The organism is Thalassoglobus sp. (genome assembly GCF_048270125.1).
Classification (GTDB): domain Bacteria; phylum Planctomycetota; class Planctomycetia; order Planctomycetales; family Planctomycetaceae; genus Thalassoglobus.
Genome location: NZ_JBLWTN010000023.1, coordinates 71,136 through 91,558, shown reverse-complemented (window position 1 = coordinate 91,558; position 20,423 = coordinate 71,136). Strand labels below are relative to the sequence as shown.

The 20,423-nt window shown below is 50.8% G+C and carries 17 protein-coding genes; 6 read left to right on the top strand and 11 right to left on the bottom strand.

From position 1 onward, the window contains the following. Positions 1-324 precede the first annotated feature (324 nt). Positions 325-1,146: a type II CAAX prenyl endopeptidase Rce1 family protein gene (locus tag ACN0YR_RS19800; protein ID WP_417850946.1), complete on the bottom strand. Its 822-nt coding sequence runs from the start codon at positions 1,144-1,146 to the stop codon at positions 325-327. 600 nt (positions 1,147-1,746) lie between these two features. On the opposite strand from ACN0YR_RS19800, the gene epsC reads away from it, so the two are divergent. Then, on the top strand, positions 1,747-2,682 hold the full coding sequence (epsC, locus tag ACN0YR_RS19795) for a serine O-acetyltransferase EpsC (protein ID WP_417850945.1): 936 nt from the start codon (positions 1,747-1,749) through the stop codon (positions 2,680-2,682). Positions 2,683-2,684: 2 nt separating this feature from the next. Here the strand turns inward: epsC and ACN0YR_RS19790 are convergent, their stop codons facing one another. Together ACN0YR_RS19790 and ACN0YR_RS19785 are read right to left on the bottom strand one after the other, a co-directional pair. Further along, positions 2,685-4,496, bottom strand: coding sequence for an ABC transporter ATP-binding protein (locus tag ACN0YR_RS19790; RefSeq protein WP_417850944.1), 1,812 nt, complete (start codon positions 4,494-4,496; stop codon positions 2,685-2,687). After that, complete coding sequence (locus ACN0YR_RS19785; protein ID WP_417850943.1) at positions 4,493-6,256, bottom strand: ABC transporter ATP-binding protein; 1,764 nt, start codon at positions 6,254-6,256, stop codon at positions 4,493-4,495. The genes ACN0YR_RS19790 and ACN0YR_RS19785 overlap by 4 nt, the downstream gene beginning before the upstream one ends. Before the next feature lie 210 nt (positions 6,257-6,466). On the opposite strand from ACN0YR_RS19785, the gene ACN0YR_RS19780 reads away from it, so the two are divergent. Together ACN0YR_RS19780 and ACN0YR_RS19775 are read left to right on the top strand one after the other, a co-directional pair. Further along, entirely contained in the window at positions 6,467-6,970 is a 504-nt protein-coding gene (locus tag ACN0YR_RS19780; RefSeq protein WP_417850942.1) for a hypothetical protein, read from the top strand. After that, positions 6,967-7,473 carry a GNAT family N-acetyltransferase gene (locus tag ACN0YR_RS19775; protein WP_417850941.1) on the top strand — a complete coding sequence of 169 codons (507 nt, stop codon included), beginning with the start codon at positions 6,967-6,969 and terminating at the stop codon, positions 7,471-7,473. Before ACN0YR_RS19780 ends, ACN0YR_RS19775 begins: the two co-directional genes overlap by 4 nt. On the opposite strand, the gene ACN0YR_RS19770 is transcribed toward ACN0YR_RS19775, so the two are convergent. The 4 genes from ACN0YR_RS19770 to ACN0YR_RS19755 all read right to left on the bottom strand — a co-directional run bounded on the left by ACN0YR_RS19770 (position 7,460) and on the right by ACN0YR_RS19755 (position 10,818). After that, positions 7,460-8,653, bottom strand: a complete 1,194-nt coding sequence (locus tag ACN0YR_RS19770; protein WP_417850940.1) for a PQQ-binding-like beta-propeller repeat protein — start codon at positions 8,651-8,653, stop codon at positions 7,460-7,462. The genes ACN0YR_RS19775 and ACN0YR_RS19770 overlap by 14 nt on opposite strands. Before the next feature lie 65 nt (positions 8,654-8,718). Then, positions 8,719-9,825: a hypothetical protein gene (locus ACN0YR_RS19765; RefSeq protein WP_417850939.1), complete on the bottom strand. Its 1,107-nt coding sequence runs from the start codon at positions 9,823-9,825 to the stop codon at positions 8,719-8,721. Between the two features lie 105 nt (positions 9,826-9,930). Then, positions 9,931-10,410: a hypothetical protein gene (locus ACN0YR_RS19760; protein WP_417850938.1), complete on the bottom strand. Its 480-nt coding sequence runs from the start codon at positions 10,408-10,410 to the stop codon at positions 9,931-9,933. Between the two features lie 228 nt (positions 10,411-10,638). Continuing rightward, entirely contained in the window at positions 10,639-10,818 is a 180-nt protein-coding gene (locus tag ACN0YR_RS19755; RefSeq protein WP_145204519.1) for a hypothetical protein, read from the bottom strand. Between the two features lie 237 nt (positions 10,819-11,055). On the opposite strand from ACN0YR_RS19755, the gene ACN0YR_RS19750 reads away from it, so the two are divergent. Beyond that, positions 11,056-11,541, top strand: a complete 486-nt coding sequence (locus ACN0YR_RS19750) for a hypothetical protein (protein WP_417850937.1) — start codon at positions 11,056-11,058, stop codon at positions 11,539-11,541. A gap of 198 nt (positions 11,542-11,739) precedes the next feature. On the opposite strand, the gene lepB (ACN0YR_RS19745) is transcribed toward ACN0YR_RS19750, so the two are convergent. The 3 genes from lepB (ACN0YR_RS19745) to ACN0YR_RS19735 all read right to left on the bottom strand — a co-directional run bounded on the left by lepB (ACN0YR_RS19745) (position 11,740) and on the right by ACN0YR_RS19735 (position 16,843). Next, complete coding sequence (gene lepB / locus ACN0YR_RS19745; protein WP_417850936.1) at positions 11,740-13,587, bottom strand: signal peptidase I; 1,848 nt, start codon at positions 13,585-13,587, stop codon at positions 11,740-11,742. 317 nt (positions 13,588-13,904) lie between these two features. Next, positions 13,905-15,551 carry a signal peptidase I gene (gene lepB / locus ACN0YR_RS19740; RefSeq protein ID WP_417850935.1) on the bottom strand — a complete coding sequence of 549 codons (1,647 nt, stop codon included), beginning with the start codon at positions 15,549-15,551 and terminating at the stop codon, positions 13,905-13,907. 476 nt (positions 15,552-16,027) lie between these two features. After that, on the bottom strand, positions 16,028-16,843 hold the full coding sequence (locus ACN0YR_RS19735; RefSeq protein ID WP_417850934.1) for a sugar phosphate isomerase/epimerase family protein: 816 nt from the start codon (positions 16,841-16,843) through the stop codon (positions 16,028-16,030). Positions 16,844-17,098: 255 nt separating this feature from the next. Here ACN0YR_RS19735 and ACN0YR_RS19730 point away from each other — a divergent pair, with 255 nt between their 5' ends. Together ACN0YR_RS19730 and ACN0YR_RS19725 are read left to right on the top strand one after the other, a co-directional pair. Beyond that, positions 17,099-17,614 (top strand): cation transporter, encoded by a 516-nt coding sequence (locus ACN0YR_RS19730; RefSeq protein WP_417850933.1) that lies wholly within the window; start codon positions 17,099-17,101, stop codon positions 17,612-17,614. 246 nt (positions 17,615-17,860) lie between these two features. Further along, complete coding sequence (locus ACN0YR_RS19725; RefSeq protein ID WP_417850932.1) at positions 17,861-18,667, top strand: segregation and condensation protein A; 807 nt, start codon at positions 17,861-17,863, stop codon at positions 18,665-18,667. 85 nt (positions 18,668-18,752) lie between these two features. On the opposite strand, the gene ACN0YR_RS19720 is transcribed toward ACN0YR_RS19725, so the two are convergent. Further along, entirely contained in the window at positions 18,753-20,417 is a 1,665-nt protein-coding gene (locus ACN0YR_RS19720) for a formylmethanofuran dehydrogenase subunit A (RefSeq protein WP_417850931.1), read from the bottom strand. Positions 20,418-20,423: the final 6 nt, after the last annotated feature.

Sequence of the window (20,423 nt, the reverse complement as noted above, 5' to 3'; positions counted from 1 at the left end):
TGAACACCAATTTGAAAGAGGCTCGAATTAAGGGATGGGTAATTGATCTCTCTCAATCAATTTGCTTCAGCTGTTCAGGACTTGGGGCTTCTGTCCAAGCCTGAGCTTGATGACATACTTCTCACCATCAGGGCGGGGTGGCCTTGTTTAGAACGGATTGCGTGCCACGGTCTCTGCGAGCCGTGCGAGTGCAGTTGCCACATTTTACGATACGGAGACGTTCAGCAACAGAGGTCACTCCGCACCGCACGGTTGGCACAATCGTGGCACGAAAGATTCATCATGATCAGGGCCAGTCTGCCTCTAAAGATGTGGGGGCAGCGATTAACCGATTCCGGCGAGGATGACGCCGACGAACAGGTCGTAGAGGATGTGGCAGCCGACTGCGATGCCGAAGCCGCGGACCCAGAAGAGGATCGAGAACAGGATGCCAGCCACAAAGCGGAATGTGTAGCTGAACCATAACTCGCGGCTTTCGCAAACGGTCGTCATCGCCTGCGTCAGTTCATCCGGCGAGAAGAGTGCAGGCGATCCGACATAGTGTGCGGTGGCGAACAACCAACTCGAAATCATGATGGAACCGAAGATCGCCAAACTGCGCGGGAGACGAATCACTCGCAGGGCTGCAAAAATCAGCGGGAGCATCGTCAATCGGAAGAGCATTTCTTCATAGATCCCTGCGCCCAGAAATGAAACTGCCCGGGAGAGCGGTGTCACCGAAAGTTCGACAGCGACTTCCAACGGAAATGCAAGTGCGGTGACCTGGCCGATCACGACGAGAGTCATTGCGAACATCAAGCTTTCAGCGAACATCCCGGAGAGAGTTTCGAGATTCCAGTTCCAGGGGCGCTGGGCTGCAAATTGCCAGATCAGCAAGAGAATCGGTGCCAGCAGCGGGAACATCCATTCGACGGCGACTCCTGTTTCCATTCCGAAGTGACGAATCCATAAGTCCGCACCATTTCGACTGGCGGGAACGTGTGCGTGAGCGATTGCCCCCACTTCGTACACAATCAGGAATGGCAATATGAACAACAACGACGGCCACGGCTCGCGAGCCGTGGACCAGTAATCGTTATCGGATTGCTCTTGAGGAAACATGGGGGCGATAGAGTTGTCGATGAGGTAAGAGGTTTCGCGGTTCACACCATGAGAGACCAGGTGAGCGGCAGAAAATGCCGCTAAAATAGAAATCGGCCTCTTATCAAAGAATCACGAACTTGATTCTCCCCCAAGTGTCCGGAAAATAGAGAAGAGAGCGAATCAGTATCGCTTTGGTTGTTGCTGCAATGATGCAACTTCTGCCGGTTGTAAGAAATGCTCAACCTTTAGGTGTTTTCCCGCCGATTCACCGATGACGATGACAAGTTATGGATGTCTCACTTGTGATTCTGTAACGATTTCGCAAGCGTTACTTGATTGTCGGATTCTCGCGGTCGTACAATTTCGGGACGACGTTTAAATGTGGGAGACGTCGAGATGGAATCGAAACGAATGAATCACTCGCGAACAATTGCGATGAAACCTGGTGCGTTAAAACCCGGTGCAGTGAAAACTGTTGCTCTTGAACTTGAGGGGCGTACCGGGCTTTTTGGCACAGATTCTTGTGGCGCATGCTCGTATGACACGGGATCCTTTGAGAATTGCTGCATCTGTCTCTGACCGGCGTAAGGCCGGGGATTTGCTTTTTATCCACATTTGCTGTTCTTTTGTGGGATTCGTTTTTAAAGAGACCAAGGTCCAGTCATGGCAGCTGATTTTCGCTTAAAAGAACAACTGAATTCGCTCACTGATCGAATTGTTGATAGCTACAAAGACATCGGAAACATCAATCATCTGGGGCATTGTCCTCTGCCGAGTTCCGCTGTGATTGTGGATATCCTGAAGGATCTGAAAGAGATTCTTTATCCGGGGTATCGTCGTCGTCAAAATCTCCATATGGGGAACGTGACGTACTTTGTTGGAGACCTCATCGATGGTCTCCATGACAAGCTGACGCAGCAGTTCGCTCGAGCTTTACGGTACGAGTACGACTTGAAATACGGAGTCGATTGTGACCGGCGGCACCTGATGGACTTCGAAGCCCGAGGTCAGCAGGCTGCCATCGAGTTTCTGGAATCGCTACCCGCAATGAGGCAGATTCTGGCAACCGACGTGGCTGCTGCTTATGAAGGTGACCCGGCTGCAAGTGGACTTGATGAGATCATCTTCTGTTATCCCGGGCTGGAAGCGATGACTGTTCATCGGATTGCAAATCAGCTCTATCGACAGAAAATGCCGCTCATTCCGCGGATTATGTCGGAGTGGTCGCATAGCCAAACAGGGATCGATATCCATCCGGGAGCAACGATCGGTCCATCGTTCTTCATCGACCACGGTACTGGAGTTGTGATTGGTGAGACCTGCGTCATTGGGACCGGGGTCAAGATTTATCAGGGAGTCACCTTGGGAGCCCTCAGCTTCCAGAAAGACAACGACGGGAATCTCGTTCGCGGCACGAAACGTCATCCAACAATTGAAGATGGCGTCGTCATTTACGCCAACGCCACAATTCTTGGTGGTGAAACAGTGATCGGCACCGATTCCGTTATCGGTGCCAGCGTCTGGATGACGAAGTCTGTCCCACCGAACACAGTCGTGACGATCGAGACTCCATCGTTGCGTCTTCGCGATGCGAGTTGAACTCAATTCAAATCGCGGATTGCCTGTGCTTTGTAGAGTTCAAAGTAGTGACCGCGAGTTTTGAGGAGTTCCTGGTGTGAGCCTTGCTCTACGATTTCGCCGTTGTTGATGACCAGGATTCGGTCGGCAGCTTGAATCGTTGAGAGACGATGCGCAATCACGAAGCTTGTTCGCTCTTTCAAGATCCGCTTGAGGCTGTTCTGGATGAGCTGTTCAGTCTCGGTATCAATTGATGAAGTCGCTTCATCCATCACGAGGAGTTGTGGTCGCTTCAGGACTGTTCGTGCAAACGAAACTAACTGTTTCTGTCCCAGACTGAGCTGGTTTCCTCCTTCACCAACGGGGGTCTGGTATCCATCTTCCAGCACTGAAATGAACTCATGCGCTCCTGCAAAACGGGCAGCTTCTTCAACTTCAGCATCGCTCGCGGAAAGCTTTCCGTAACGAATGTTCTCGGCGATTGTTCCACTGAAGAGATGCGGTTGCTGCAGGACGATTCCGAGTTGCGATTGGAATCCTTCCAGGCTGCGATCGGTGTAGTCGACACCGTCAATCAGAATCTGTCCCTCGGTCGGTTCGTAGAATCGGCACAGCAGATTCACCATGGTCGATTTCCCGCCTCCGGTGGCTCCGACGAGGGCAATCGTCTCACCCGGTTCGACGGTCAACGAGAAGTTTCGAATGATTTGTGGACCAGTTTGGTAGGCAAAGCTGATGTCGCGAAATTCAATTCTTCCGATTTTTGTTGGATGTCCGTCAGATCCAAGCTGCTCAATTCGCCTGGCGACAGCTTCTGTATTTTTCACTTCCGGGACAGATTCAATCAAGCTGAGAACTCGTTCGGCAGACGCCTGAGCCATTTGTAATTCTGCAAACCAGGCTGAAATTTCCTGAGCAGGCGTGAAGAAGAGTTGGGCGAAATACATAAACATGATCATCTCGCCAATCGCGATGTTCCCCAGGATCGCCTGATGGCCTCCCACAACGAGCGCCGCTGCGATGGCCACACTTCCTAGCGTCAACACTAATGGCAAGTAGACAGCTGAGAGCATCGCGTTGCGTACCGAGTATTGAAACATTTCTTCGGTGAGCAGGTCAAAGTCTCGCAGGTTTTCCTCTTCACGGACGAAAATCTTGGACGTTTGCACTCCCATAATTCCTTCGTTGTAAACACCGGTGATCCGGGAGTTTGTTTTGCGGACCAATCGTGAAGTTCGGAGGATTTTCTTTTTGAAATGCAAGCTGACAAGAAACAGCACCGGGATGACAGAGAAGATCGCCAATGCGATTTTCCAGTTAATGATGATCATCACCACGCTGATGCTCGTCATGAGTGTCGTTCCCCAGATGAAGTCCATGACTCCCCAGGCCAAGATCACCGAGAGCCGCTGACAGTCGGACGTCAGCCGCGCCATCAACCAACCTGTGGGACGAGTGTCGAAGTAGCTGAACGAAAGACGTTGCAGTTGCTGAAAGGCATCTCGGCGAATGTCATGTGAGACACTCGTCCGAATCTTTCCCGCACAAACGACGAATGCACAAATTGAGGCGCTCAGCGAGACCGCAAGGAGAGCAAACATTCCTATGTAGAACGGGAAGTTCAGATTTTTCGGATCTGCTTCGATATCCTGAATCAATAATCCGGTCAGTAATGGAAAACCCAAATCGCTGGCAGCAAGGGTGAACGCGACAAACACGAATACAATTGAAGTACGGCGATAGTGCAGCGTGTACCGAATCAACGTTTTCCACAAACGAAGATCCAGCTTGGTTTCTTTGAGGTCATCCTCATCGATCCAACCGTCGCCACTCACGTTGATTCTCCAGACAAAGCACTCTCAATTTCTGTTTCCAACATCCCCTGAATCGCCCACAATCGCTGATAAGGGCCATCGATGGCGATCAACTCTTCATGGGTTCCGACTTGAAGAATTGTTCCGTGATCCAGCATGAAAATCCGATCGGCTAGCCGGGTGGAAGAGAGGCGATGGGCAATCAAAATGGTTGTTTGCTTGCCGCGCCGCTCAGCGAGTGACCGCAGAATATGTGCTTCAGTTTTGGTGTCGACGGCACTCAGGCTGTCGTCGAGAACGAGAAATGGCGGTTTTTTGAGCAATGCACGTGCAATCGCCAATCGTTGTCGCTGGCCGCCCGAGAGTGTGACTCCGCGTTCTCCAATGACGGTTTCGTAACCATCTTCAAAGTCGACAATATTTCCATGGATATCGGCAGCGCGCGCACATTCTTCCACCTCCTGATGGGCGGCATTTCTGCGACCAAGAACAACGTTTTCACGAACTGTTTTGGAATACAAAAAGGGATCCTGCAGGACGACACCAAAGGAATCGCGGATCACTTTCCGGTTGATGGAATTCAGTTCTTGTCCACCCACTTTGATGGAGCCTTCTGTGTAGTCGTACAGTCGCAGCAGGAGTCGAATAATCGTCGACTTTCCCGCTCCAGGAGGGCCTAAAATTGCAACGGTTTCGCCCGGATGAATGGACAGGGAAAGATCGTGCAGCACAGAGTCTGAGTCGTTATAGGAGAAGCTGAGATTGCGAATTTCGATTGTCCCGTTCACTGGGGAGTCTGGCTTCGGTTCGACACTTTCTTCGGCCTCATCCAGAATTTCGTTGATTCGTCCAATCGCTACGACAGCCCGACTGGCATCAGCGACCACACGACCAATTTGCCGAACCGGCCAGATGATCGTTTGCACCATCCACCAGAAGAAGATCCAGCTACCGAGTGTGAACTCTCCCTGAGCGACGAAGTATCCACCGGAAATCAGCACGACACCCAACTGAAGCAGGACAATCAAATCGGAAGCTGACCAGAACATTGCCAGGGACCGAAACAGTTTCATCTCGAGATCACGGAACGCCTGATTCGCCTTCGAGAATTTCTCGATTTCGTAGTCCTGTCGAGCGAACGCCCGGACCACGCGGATGCCAGTCAGGTTCTCTTGAAGAACTGTGGTCAGTTGTCCCTCTTTCTCATCCACAGCCTCAAAAATTTTGCGGATTCGTTGGTAGAAGAAATATGCAAAGAAAATCAGGATTGGAAACGACGCCAGTGAGATCAGGCTCATGCGAACATCCTGCATGAACATCAGCGGAATCCCGACGACCAGAAACAGACTGACCCGAGCAATTTCCACGATCTGAGCAGCCATGAAAACTCGTACGGTTTCCACATCTGATGAACATCGTTGAACGATATCGCCGGTGTCGCTGCGATCAAAGAATTGGCTGGGCAACTTTTCCATGTGGGCATAGAGTTGATGCCGTAACCGTTGAACGATTCCTTCACTCGCTTCGGCAGCCCATTTCCCACGGACGAACGTGAAAAAACCGTTGAGCACATTCAGGAGGACCACTAACGAAGCAATCGGGACAAGTGTCCCTGACACGCTGGCACCCTCTTCAGCGAGTCCATCGAGGGCTTGTTTGAATAAATACGGGACCAGCAATAAGAAAACGGTTCCGACAGCCATCGAGAGAATGGCTGCGGAATAGCGGAGACGATGGCCTTTGGTCAGCGACCAAAGTTCATTTTTTGAGTTCGCCGACACAGTTACAGATCAGATCTTGAAGAGAAAGCCAGGACTTGCCACACAGCAGACAACACAGGTGTAAGAAGGTTCGCGAGAATGATGATTCCTGAACAGCAGTCAAGAGTCAACGGAGTTGCCTCACGACTTCAACAGCAAAACACCTTCCGATGGGAACTTCACATGATAGAATGAGACGAAGCTTATTTGAACTCACAGTCGAAGCCCCGCATGACTCGTGGTAAATCTCTCATCTGGATTTTCTTGCTCTCTCCGATCTTCGTCGGCGTGGTCGTGTTATTTTCACCGGTGATTTGCTTTTTGATGTTCAAGGACTGGATAGAGCGCCGGAAGTTTTACTTGGCGAACCCGGCGAATCTTTTTTTCGTCTGCACATCCCGACACCAATGGGAACCTTTCATCCTGAATAATGTCCTCCCCGCATTGCCTCCGAAGGTTCAAACTCACTGGGTTCCTGATCGGCAACACAAAAAGAGAAGCATTATTGACCGGTTGTGTCCGAATGGGATCACGAAACCGTATCTGGTTCATTTTCATAAACGGGGATACGAGATGGTTTCGCTGCACGAGGAATTTTTGGGGCTGAAACAACATGCTCAGACCGATAGAGAGATTCAACAACAGGTCCGCTTCTACCTCCTCTCCGCAGTCGAACAGATCGAATCGCAAATGAAGAGCAACAGGTTGCCAGCAGATAGACGGATGACGACATGAACTCGGAATCTGAAGAAGAAATTGATTTCATCAGTGGGGGCATCGAACTTCTCGATTCGATTGAGACGATGTGGTTGAAGCTGAAAGATTTTCACATCGACCAGTTTCCCATCTGGCGCGATGGCCTTCAGCTGGGCAGTTTTCAGGAGCGTCAATCAGGATTCAAAGAGATCGCCGAGTCGGGAGCGATTCTGATTGAAATCGCCAGGCAGGGAGATCGTTCGAGAGGATTTTGTGTGACGACCATCACTCCCGAAGGTGTCGGAGAAATTGCTTCACTTTATGTTGAAGAAGAGTTTCGCCAACAGGGACTCGGAAGCTCGTTCGTGAAACAGGCTTTACAATGGCTGCGTGATTACAACGTCGAACGGATCGTTGTCGATGTCATGGCGGGCAATACCTCCGCATTGAATCTGTATGAACAAGCTGGCTTTCAATGCCGTGTTCAACAGATGCAGTTTGTCGCTCCAATTTCACAAGATGGAAAAATCAGTCGACCGTGATTTTGTAGAGGTGTCGATCGCTGCGGAAGTAGAGACCGTCTGATCCGACGGAGGGTGTTCCGAGCATGGTTTCGTTCATCTCAAGTGTTGAGACGACCTCCCCTTTGCTGTTGGGATCGATCACGAGTGCGGTGCCATCTTCGTTGAGGGCGACCAGCTTCCCGCCAGCCATGACCGGGCTTGCACTAAACTTCCCGCCAAGACGAGTTTGCCAGAGACGCTGACCATCCTTCAGAGTCGCACCGACCATCACGCCGCTGCTGTTGATGACGTAGAGATTCTCACCATCCGCGATCGGGCTGGCGACACCGGGGCGAATGTTACCGACTTGCCAGACGATTTCAGGGACGTCGGCATTGCTGTTCCCGGGGCGGATCGCTGTGATGCCGTGTGACGGGACATACGCCGTTTCACCCACGACAGTCAGCGTCGGTTGAGTGGCAGCACCGTCAGCGTATTTCCAGACTTCCTCTCCTGTTGCGACGTCAATCGCAGAAACACCGGCAGAGGACTGCATCAAGATCTGTTTTCCATCTGAAGTGGGAACGGGAGATGTCCAGTTGGCACGTTCGGGGCGCTTGATCCTCCATGTGGTTTCACCAGTTTTCGCATCAATTCCGGTCGCGAAGGAATCGTCGTCCGTCTCGACCATCACGACGACTTTTCCATTGAGCGCCAGTGCCGACGAGGCCATGCCCAAGCTGTTCGAGGCGTTCGGGTAATCGTAGGACAATCCACGGAACCACAGCAGGTTTCCTTCCAAATCGAGACAAATCAGATCGTTACTCGAATAGAACGCGAAAATGTGTTTCCCGTCGCTGGCAGGACTTGGAGCTGCGACACATGTCCTTGGATTGGTGATGGTTCTCCCGGTCGCCCAGAAATTTCTCTGCCAGATTTTCTGACCATCGCTTTGATTGAAGCAAAGAATATGCAGACGTTCCTGCATCGGACCGGAACTGCAAGTGACATAGATTCGATCACCAACGAGGATCGGGCTGGAAAGTCCCCGGCCTGGCAGATTGACTTGCCACTCAATTTCCAGCTTCCCGTCCCAGTTCTCGATTGTCTGTTCGGGGAGCCCGTTGTTAGACGAACCTCGAAACCCTCGCCAGTCCGCAAACGTTGAATCGTTGAGAACGCACAGCAGACTGAAGAAGATCAAGGATCGACAAATCATGTTCAAACCAGTTTGCAGAGGATCAATTAAGAAGTTGCAACGAAACGAGAAACCTTGAAGTGGGATTACTCAGACTGAGTCACAGCACGTCCGGAATCATCAACAATACGGAACTGGAATGACCATTTTTGTGCCCAGTCCTGATCCTGTTCATTTTGACAAACTTTCAGGAGGAAAGTGTTCGTTCCTTTTTTGATTTCACCACGAACGCTGTACTGATCGAACCGCATGCCGCGATGGTATTCCTCACGCGAAAAGACAAGTTCCCCGTTCACCCAAAGTTTCCAGGCGTTGGCGGTCGCTAAGCGGAACTCAACTTCCTGATTGCTGCTGCTCTTGAGCTCAGTGTAAGCATAGTCGATAGCCCCTTTGTGAGACTTCGTTAGCTCAGCGAGGTCGAAGGCTCCATCACTTTTTTCCGAAACATAATGTTCCCAATGGACCGGACCGTTTTTGCCTTCGTACTTCGCTTTGAGGTCAATCTCTTTTTCCGGCGGGTAAGCGACATCGAAAGCTTTCATGTCGGTGTTGTCGAATGGACCAATCACATGCCATTTTGTGAACATGCCAAAGTGTTCAACCAAGTCAACCGGTTGCCCCAGTTTCTTCAACGCAGCGGAGATTCGGTCGACCTGATCTTTGTCCACAGCCCCGCTGAGGGCCTTCGTCCAGAGTGCAAGCCGGACATTGTCCTCTTTTGCTTTGGAAGCTTCGCTGATCACGTTGGCAACCGCTTCTCGGCGAAGCGGCCCGCTGGGGTCGTCGAGCATATTGGGAATCAAACGGCCATGGGCAGTCTCATCAATTTTTATTAGCCAATCGAACGCAAGCTTGCGTGAACGTGCATGGTGCGTTCGATCGAGCACGAACGCTTCGAGATCTTTCGCCGAAAGCGAATCTTCCTCAATGGCTTGATCCGCGATCGATTCAAATGCGACCTGCAACCAGTTCAGAGCCAATGGATTTGCACTGTCCATCGCTGTCAGAATCGGAAGGGTTGCCGCTGCTCCTTTGGTCTGAAGCTCCTTGACTGCTTTGACAGCTGCCGGATGTCCTTCACCAAATTGGCCGACCGATTGAATTGAATCAATCAACTCGCTCGTTTCTGTTCCAGTGACCTGTGTTGAAACAATCGCGGTCAACACCAGCGCCAATCCAAATCGATTCATCATCTTCATAGGATTTCAGTTCTCTGAAAATTGAAGGAAGCTCGTTTTTATGGTGTAACAAACCAGCTGCGCGATGTCGATAAAGTCTACCGATTGACGTCGTTTGGATCATTCAAGCTTTGCGGAATTCAACCTCAGGAATTCATCACCCCAGCGATAGCTGTCGAGCAGTCCATCGGTATCGCGGCCCATTTGTGCATACGCTGCGAAGAGCGCTTCAATGGTTGCAAGCCCTTCACTGGGGTCTTCGAAGAGTTTCGACTTGCGAGGATAGGCAGTTTCCCAGGCTCCTAAGCTGCGAACCGGGATTTCGGAATAGTCCTGTTCCATCTTCTCAGCGAGTCGCCATGTCCCATCGAGAAGCAATAAGCCGCTGTCGGCATCTGCTTCTGAAAGTTCCGGACCATCGATTCCCAGGCGGACGTATCCGGTTAATGGTTCCGGACCACGTTTCGGAAACTTCCAGAAGATGATTCCATCGCGACCGCGGAGTGGCTCAACAGAGCATTTGCTCCGCTTCTCCTTTGGATGCACAACAATGATCGTTGGAGGAAGTTCGGTTTGCTCCGTCACCGGTTCGCTTTCCATTTCACTAAGAATCTAAGTACGGCTCACAATATTTTGGGAATCTTTTGGTGTTTGCGATCTGCGTGGAAGTCAGCGATCCAAGAGATGAATAGCGCTTTCCCCGGTGGCAAGAAACACGAAACAGTTTTAGAGCAATTTGCTCTACCGTGTGCCCGTGAAGAACGTATTTCTCCAGTAAAAATGCTGTTCGCCACGAGGCAGAACCTGCAAACCAATTCGAAAGATGCTCTAGCCTTCTTTCTGGATGTCTGCGATCAACTGCTTCTGCTTGGCAATTTCAGCTTCCAGACGAGGTGCCTCTTGCGGGTCATCCGGCTGTGCCTTCGCGGCTGTCAGCAGAACTTGAAAATTTTGAATCTTCTTCTTCGCAACTTCGATTTGCTTCTTCTGCTTCTTATTCAGACCCATTGGATTTCCGTTCGCTTTTCTTGATATTCAATGTCTCATCACAACACGGTAGGTCCGCATCATAACGGTGAGAAGAGGAGACTTGCGAGTCCGAAGAGAGTTGGGCACTGTGAGGTTTCACTTTGAATTTCCCCCTCGGGCCTCCAGGTTATGCATGCGTGGACGTTGATTTGTCGTTGTGTCTGTTTTATACCTACAGCCTGCAATTCCAGACTTCAGCAAAACTAAGGGGCAACAATGAGTTTTGACGTGAGTTGGCTTTGGCATACCGGGTCAGGCAGCAGTGGTGGTGACTATGCAGGCACAGACGAGGATGTGCGGCACCACTATTACAAGGATGGTCAGTGGGTTGCCGGATATCGCAGTCCTGGCGAGGGGGATCGCTTTGAGAGCAATACCTATACAGAAGGAACATTTTACGGTGCCGCGTATGACCTCAGACAAGCGGATCAGATCAAGATCACCATTACGAACAATGGGACCCACAATCCGAACTGGTATCCGGAATATGTTTTCTTTCAGGTCGGTGACGATATTCTCGGAGCCCGGGCCGCCACAATCAAGACCTGGATTCGTCACGATGAGTGGACACAATATGCGCTGTACGACGCCTACGACTTCGTCAACGCAAGTGAAGAGTTAAAAGAGATGGTCGCAAAACTGTCTGGTCTGCGTGGCAAAACAAACACTGATATCGAGGACTCACCAGCTGGTCTGCAGTGATCCCGCTGCATCCTTTGGCAGCATTGAGCCTCCGGTCACTTCACCGGGAGCTATCAATGGGACACTGAAGACCTCAATGAAAGATGCTCTGGCATGTTAGAGCATCTTTCGAATTGGTTTGCAGGTTCTGCCTCGTGGCGAACAGCATTTTTACTGGAGAAATGCGTTATTCTCGGGAAAACGGTAGAGCAAACTGCTCTAGTAAATACGGTGCATTCGCCAGAATTGCGGGTAGAACGGTAACACGTATTTGGGGTAACCGTTCTCTTCTTGCGTTTTCTTGAGAGTCACCACTCTGCCTCGGTCCCCCTGCATTTTGTTGTAGACGATGGGGAACCCTCGACCGCCATTCAGGAATGGAACTCCGTGTGGCCAGTAGATGAAAAAGGCTTTCCCCACGAGATACTCGCGTGGAACGGATTGGTCCCCTTTCCACAATCGACCATCCAAGCTGCGAGGGCTGTTGTCGCCTAATGCCAGGTAGTGATTTGGTCCAACCTGAATATCGAGCGTGTCGTAGAGATCGCCGTCTTGCAGGTAGAGATCAGCCCATTCATCCGGGTCGTGAAGAGCATTGACGAGCTTGCCTTCGAACTTGCTGTTCTCGGAGTTTTTCGCCGTATACGCCGGGAAATCCGCTCTGTAGTACAAGTCTCGCTCCAGAAGCAGGCCGCTCACAGTCGCTGAGACATTCGCGGCGGCAATTCCAACAGGAGTCAGGTCATTCTGTTCGGGAAACGGATTGGCAGTCGCTCCTGCTATGGACAATGAGGCAGCTTCGCCAAAGTCGACGAGTGAGTTGTTCACCCACAGGCAGAGTCGATCATCAACGTTGGCATAGCTGATCTGGTAGTTCCCGGGACCAGTGATCGACGTTTTCGCTTTGGAGATTTCCGTGGCCCGATGCTCAAGCTGTGTGTTGATCTCAAGCAATGTCGCCACTCCGGTTTCTGGATTGATGACACATTGATACCAGGAAGTTCCCTCACAGAGTTCAATGACAATTTCGGAATCAGCTTTGACATCGTGAATTTCGAGATCGAAGTTGATCGTCAAATCTCGGACCCAATACTTGCCGGAATCGACAGAGTTTGCGGTCGTTCTGTTTTGCATGATGTCGTATCCGGTGTACGCATTGTACGCGCAGAAATCGGCGATCAGGCTTGCTTGAGGATCGAGGTCACGACCATTACTCATCGAGAACCAGTCTTTGGGGCTCGGAAAGTAATGACGATAGCGGAGCCAGCTGCGCTCAGTGTTGTCCGAGGTGATCGAGTACTCACGAGAATCCGAGGCTGCCTGCCATCCGGTTGAGGCATCACTCCAGTTGCCGAGTTGACCGACTTCGCCCTGTTTCATGGTCGCCCAGCGTTCAGGCCAGCCCGCCTCGATAAGTTGGAGCGGAGGGAAGTTGTCGTCATAGACCGGGATCTGAAGGTGCCGCTGTTTGTAGGGTGACTTCCGGAGAATTTCTTCACCGTTCTCGGTCACTTTGTACAGGCTGCCTTGACGAATCCGAATCAGTTCACCCGGCAACCCGACCAGTCGCTTGATGTAGTTGGTTTTAGGCTCTTCCGGGTATTTGAAAACAAAGACGTCGAAGCGTTCCGGGTCCCCAAATTCGTATGGGTATTTATTCACAAGGATGCGGTCGCCGTTGAACGCCATCTCGTCGTAGATCTGATCGTTTTCAAAAGCGCAGTTCGGACAGATCGCAGTTTTGACTCGAGCTCCATTCCCGAGGAGCCCAGATCCTCGAATGACTTCGTCGCTTGCACCGACTGTAATACGGAACCCGCATTGTGTGCAGGTCGTTTCTTTGTGGCGACCGTACAGCGTGGGAGCCATGGAACCGGTAGGAATTACAAAGGCTTCCGCTTCAAATGTCCGGAACAAAAATGCGAGCACGAAAGCAAAGAGGATCGATTCTACGGTGTCCCGCATGCTCTCTTTGCGTTTTGGAGGTGTCTCTTTCGGTTCTTCCTCAGCCGGTTTGCTTGAAGATTTCCCGAAGAAGAATGATGAAATTTTATTTTTGTCAAACATGCGTCTGATTCTGATGAATTAAGAAATCGCCGCGCCGCGTATTTCGGGCGCAGATAGAACTGTAAAGGCTTTCCCGGCAAATAGGTATCCAATGGAACAGATACGCAATTTTTGGCAATACTGTTTGGAGGAATCAGATCGAGGAATCAAAATTTGAATTCCTCGGATTGATCGTATTTTTCGAATTGGTATTCGTTTTTTGCCTCGTGATGAGCAGGCCATGAAGCCAGAAAAGCGACTTTCGCAGGCACGACAAGCATCGAAAATTGCCTCAGACCGCCGGCTTAGCATTAGATTCGCCTGGCAGTGAAGTGGCTTCAGCGGATGTACCGAATTCGCGTGAAGTCGGGAACGCGGACATGTTCCACTTTTCCCTTCCAGTGAACTTCCTTCTGACGCGAAGGAAGATGCACAACGAACGGTTTTCCAATCAGCGAGCTTCTTGGAACCGCCGGGTTTTCCCAGACACGGCTGTCCAGCGAGACCGGGCTATTATCGCCAAGAACGAAGAATTCATCGTCGGCGAGTTCGTAAACCTGATCAGGATGTTCTCCTTTCGTTGTGTAATAGACGTCTCGATACAGTTTGAGATCGGTCATTTCGCAATTGACTCCAAAAGCTCCTATTCGTGCAGGGCGCCGGAGCGATTGCCGTTTTTGAGTGGGGACATATTCAATCGGAGCATGCAACGGTTTGCCGTTGATGGCGATAACGATCTGCTGATCGAATAGTGAGAAATCCAACTCGAACGGTTTTGTGAGTACGTCCGCAGACAATCGCCCTCCCCAAATCGGTTCTGAACTGTCGCTCCGCAAAACTGCGATTTCACGTCGCTCCGGCAAGATCACCAAACGAAACCAGTCTGCACCATCCGTGAGATTCGCTTCAAATTGGCCCGCACCGTTCAGTTTCGAAACGTGCAGCGAGAGCATCAAATCATGCTGATTCGAATGTGCCCGATTCTCATATGAGTTGTAGCCATACGCATCGACAATTGGAGCAACGTGAGACTCTGCATAAAGTTTTTTGATTGCTCGATGAAACGCTTCGTCATCGGTGGATGTGAGCCACTTCTGTTTTTCGAACGCCGAAAACGTTCCCACACAAATCAGTTCACCCTTTTCATATCGAAATCGTGGATCGCTGGGGATGTGCAAATCTTGCGGCCAACTGCTCAATGCTACGCGCGAAACGTGGTTTCCGCCGGTCCGAATCCAGTGCTCGTATTGAATCCAATTCATCTTTGGGGTGGAACCCGGATGAGAATCTCTAAAGGAGAGGACCTTCTCGCCGAACTCCCAGCCGGTGGCATCTGCATCGACCTTCCAGCGAGGTTGCCAGTCTGGATCACCATCATCGGGTTGATGCGAATAGTCTGAAACAGCGATGCGGGCAGCACGCTGGACGCTGTATGGCTTTCGCATGAGCTGATCGTTCACGAAGACATCACCATCCCGGAGCTGAAGCTTCTCGCCCGGTAAGCCAGCCACGCGTTTCACATAAGCCTGGTCGTAATCCTGCTGGTTTTTGAAAACGACGACTTCCCAGCGATGTGGATCGCGAAATTCATACGCCAGTTTCTGCACCAGAAGCTGATCCCCTTCATTCCGAGGAGCTTTACGCGCGTTGATTTCGCTGAGGCTGCAATTCGGACATTGCGTGGCGGAATACGCATCCAAAGGGATATCAAGATTCGCCGCTGCAATGTTCATCGTTGAATCAGGTTTGTCGAAAGCGGCTCCACGCGTAAAAGCAAAATGACACGCCGGGCATTCAACTCGACGGTGATACCCCAAGAGAGTTGGAGCCATCGATCCCGTGGAAATCAAATATCCCTCAGCTGCAAATGTGCGAAACAACAGCACCGCCAACGCAAGAAGAACAGTCGATTCGACGACCTCGCGCAACGGACTTTTCCGTCGGAGCAGAGAGGGATTCAGATGATGAGTAGAATCGTTGAGCATCAGCAAACTGGCCAAGAAGTTCGGGATGTAACGATATTATCGGTTGTAGCGACGCAATTGTACTCTTTTTTTACCTTGATTCATCGGATTTCACGGATTGGTGTCCTGCTGCAAAACATTGCTGTTAAAAGACTTAAACGTTTTGATAAGCATTTGAATCAAGAGCTCACCCAGCCAAGTCGCTCTACTCAGCATCGATTTGAGCTACGAGCCTGAAGATGTGACCAGCGTGTGTAGCACAATCCCTCTCGGAAAGAGGCAGAGGGACGACTGAGATGGGTGTCAGTGAAAAGAGATCTGCCAGTATTGATAAGCCTGTCCCGACCAGTCAGCACCGATACGGGTTCCGAGGAGTCGCAGTCTCCGAGAACGACGAAAGCGCTCTTTGATCAATCCAGAACTGACAGAGAAGTGCTGAGTCGAATTGAAGACCTGAATGAAGCTTGTGCTTCACGATCATAAGTTAATGCGAGCAGCTATACGTTTTCGCAAATGGCTTGCATTGCTTTCAATCCTTGTTTTGCGACCTTGAGGGGATCTTGCTTCCACAGGTCTTCTCGGAACAATTCCAGAGAGATGAAGCCCGAGTAGCCAATCTGCCTCAGCAACCCAACAAACTTATCGAGTTCGATGACTCCATCACCCGGCATAACGCGATCTGGATCACGTTGTTCATTTGCAGGAGGAGATGCTGGTGCATCGTCGAAGTGGCAGACGGCGATCTGCTCCGGTTTCAGTTTTGCGACATCATCATGACCACCACCTCCACGAAAATCATGAAACGGGTCGAGTACGATTGTCGCTTCGGGGTGTCCAGAACCTTCCATAATTCGCAGAGCGTCTGCGATCGAATTCACTTCCTGGGCAAAACCGAGATATTCCATGGCAGGCCGAACTCCAAGTTCGAGTCCCAAATCAAGCAGTCGACCATACCGTTGAGCAGCAAGCTCGAAATCAACTCCATGATGTGGCGGCCCCGCAACGGCGTGTCTGGCCCCCACGATCACAGCGTGCTCCATCTTGCGACGGCATTCGTCCATCCCCTGAACGTCTGCTGGCCCGTCAGGTTCGCACCAGCCTTTGAGCATTACAGTTGTCGGGACAACAAGTTGGTGATCATCGACGACCTTTCGAATCTCTTCAACAGTCCCGCCAGATTCCAGATGCAAATCGATATCGGCATGCCAGAGTTCGATTCCCTCGTAGCCAGCCTCCGCTGCAATGCGAATCTTTTCTAGAATCGGAGTCGGCTTAATCGTGCTGGAGTTAAGTGAGTATTTGAACTGGGCCATGATGACTCCGGAATCTGCGGAATGTGGTCGTGAGCGATGTCCAACACAATCTCCAGCAGAATGGAACTGATCGCGCTGAACATTGCAGCATAACGCCCCGCTGAGATGGACTCAATTCTCGAGGGATCTCCAGGGAATTCAAGAGTCTATGATTGACCTCACTGGCGAGATGCGGATAGAACAGTAAGGAGTGAAACTGTCTTTTCGTTTCATCTCTTCCCATTTCGTTTGGCTCACAGTTTGAGGCAATGAACCATGAATGCTCATCGACTCTTTTTCTCCTGTCTGCTGGCTAGTCTGGTTGCCAGTCCAATTCTCGCTGACGAAATCACCGTCGAGGGAGTTCATCTTTGCTGTGGCAAGTGTGTCACAGGAGCAAAAGATGCGCTGACCGACGTGGATGGCGTCTCAAGGGTCCGCGTTAATAAAACCAAAGCGACTGTTGTCTTTGAAGCCACAAATTCAAAGTCAGCTCAATCCGGACTGAAAAGTCTCGCAGAAGCCGGATTTTATGGAAAACCTTCGATTGAAGGTCCAAAATTCGAAATCGACAAAACGGCTAAGAAAGATGCCGTTTCGGTGGAAGACATGCACCTTTGTTGTGGTGGGTGTTTTCGAGCTGCCGAGAAAGCAGCCAAGTCAGTCGAGGGAGTCACAGAGGCGAAAGCAAATGGAGACGACGGAACGCTTCAGCTGACCGGCTCGAAGATCAGCCACGCAGCGGTCCTGAAAGCTCTGCACGAGGCAGGATTTCACGGGACTGTGAAGTAAGGCCAAGTCAAGTTGAGGCAGTAAAGTAAGAGACAGAGGGCAGACTAAAACCAGTCCGAAAACCTCTGGAATAGCCGCTTTCCTCAACGTTTGAGAGAGCAATTTCAAGTTTCAGGATCAGTTCTAAATAGTCCTCTCGGTGAATACCGACAAACCTGATAGTCTATTCAAACCGCATTCGGGTTGACCGAATGCGGTTTTGTTCATTGATTCTGCTGTTCTCGTCGCCATCGCTGAAATGTTGAGATGTCTGATAAATATCGTGTCGAACTTGATATCTTCACAGGTCCACTGGACCTGTTGCTGTATCTGGTACGCCGGAACGAACTCGACATTGTCGACCTCCCCATTTCGAGTCTCACCAGGCAGTTTCAGGAATTTCTCGAAGTCCTGAAACATTTGGATCTCGACCTCGTTGGAGATTTCGTGGTGATGGCCAGCACGTTGGCCGAAATCAAAAGCCGCAATGTGTTGCCGTCTCAAGCGGAAGAGGAAATCCCTCTCGAAGCGGAAAGCAACAGCGATCCGCGATCGGATCTGATTCATCAACTGCTTGAATACAAGAAATTCAAAGACGCAGCGAACTCTTTGCAGGAGCAAGCTGCCGAATGGCAGGAACGCTATCCGCGCCTTGCTGATGAACGTCCCGTTTCGTCAAAAGACCCAGCTGCCGATCGGATTAAAGAAGTTGAACTCTGGGATCTTGTGAGCGCATTAGGGCGAGTGCTCAAGCGAAAAGAGGTCGATACAGAGTCAAAAATTCGCTACGACGAAACACCGATCCACAAATATGTTGATCAAATCGGAGCTCTGGTTCGAGAACAGAAAGTCGTTCAATTTACGTCTCTGTTCGAAGGCGAAATCATTCGCAGCAAAATCATCGGAATGTTTCTCGCTGTGTTAGAACTGATTCGCCACCACGGTTTCCGCGCTGAGCAAATCGAAGGTCATGGCGAGATCGTACTTCAGCCACCCGAAGAGATTGACGAACAAGCTGAGACTCAGGAGTCAGTCCCGCCTGAAGAGACAGAAGACTCCCCCGGTGCGGAGTAAGCTGCGTCAAGTTCATTGAATTCATATCGCTCGGTTGCACACAAGTTTCGGACGATGAATCAAGTTCGCAAGATTGAAGTGAACTTCAAGAATTCTCCGGCGTACATTCAATGACTTTATTGTCGTGCAAGTACGAGTCATCCACAGGGTAATTTCTAAAGCCGATCGTGTAGTTCTCTTCGAACCATTTCTGAATATCGGGGAGAACACCTTCATCGTAGTCGGGGGAGACGTGTTGCAGGCTTCCTTCGGAATTGGATTTCAGTTCGCTGTCATCGACGATGATTTCACCGCGTCGAACGACATAGCGAGGCATCTCAAACATTCGCTGTAAGTCGGCCTCGGGTTGATAGATGGTCACATCGCCGTCGGCACCGAGACCGAGTTGCCCTTTATGTTTTAGCCCAAGCATCCTTGCGGGTGCGGCCCGGGTAATGATCGCGATTTCGTACAACGAGTATTCACGATCAATTTCACCCAGCGTGCAGTTTTCCCGAACCGATGGTGGAACTCGCTTCAACACTTCTTCCCGTCGAGACCGTTCCATCAGCAAGGCGATGATTTCCGGATAGGCCAGAAACGACCCTCCATTCGGGTGATCGGTGCTCATGGCGACGCGCCAGGGGTCATCGATTAAGAGATACCATTCCAAACCGATGGCCCACTGCAACGCATGCACCATCGATTTGTCCTTGTATTCAATCGGGACAATTCCACAGCCCGCTTCCATTTCTGTATCCGAACTGAACCACTTTCTCCCGAACACATTGTGTAAGAAATATCCGAGCGGACCATCCCCGGTCATTGATGTTGTGTTCCCAAAGAGGACCTGTCCGACATCGACAGTCAGATTCTCGTGCTCATTCACGTATTCAACAAGTTGAGGAACCTTTGAGCAGAACGTTCCCTGATCATCTGCGTCACCGCCATAGCTGTGAAACTGTATGTGCGTGAGATGCCCTCGTTGGCCTTCGAGAGCCTTCATTGTTTCGAGAGTTGTTTTGTAATTACCGGGGATGCCCAGATTGTTGCAGTGAATGTGAAGAGGATGCGGAAGTCCAAGCTCATTCGTCGCCTTAGCGATTCCATGAACGATTTGACGCGGGGTGACACCAAAGTTTCCGACGGGATCGTCCAGTGAATGAGCGTTCCCTCCGGTCTCCTTCCAGACTTCCACTCCACCGGGATTGACGATTTTAGGAGCGTAGCCCTTGGTGGCGCCGAGGAGCCAGGAAATGTACGCTTTCAAACGTTCGTCCTCACCCGCTGCAATTTGCTTCATCACGTAGTGATTGTTCCCCATCAGGACAAAGAAACCTTTATCGATGATCGGGGTGTCGTGGAATTCTTCATGAACGTGACGGGCAGAGAGAGGAGGAACAGCTGCATCAAATGCTGTCGTGTATCCTAAACCAGCGTAGAGATATCCGGTCGCAAACGTACTTGGAACGCTTCCTGTTGTCCCTGAACGAGTGAGCTCTGTACGTTTCACAGGGGGAGTATCGCGTTTGTCTTCCGGCTGCATTTTACGAGCCGTGTTGACTTTGGGACCAGCAATGTGGCAGTGCATATCGACACCACCGGGCATAACGACCATTCCCGTCGCGTCGATCTCACGGTCCGGTCGAACATCAGCTGCCAACGGCTTTTCGATGACTTTTCCATCCTGAATCCAGACATCGGAGACATCTCCGTCAATGCCGTTTGCAGGATCGTAGAGGCGTCCACCGGTGATTTTCAGCAAAGGCATAGCAAA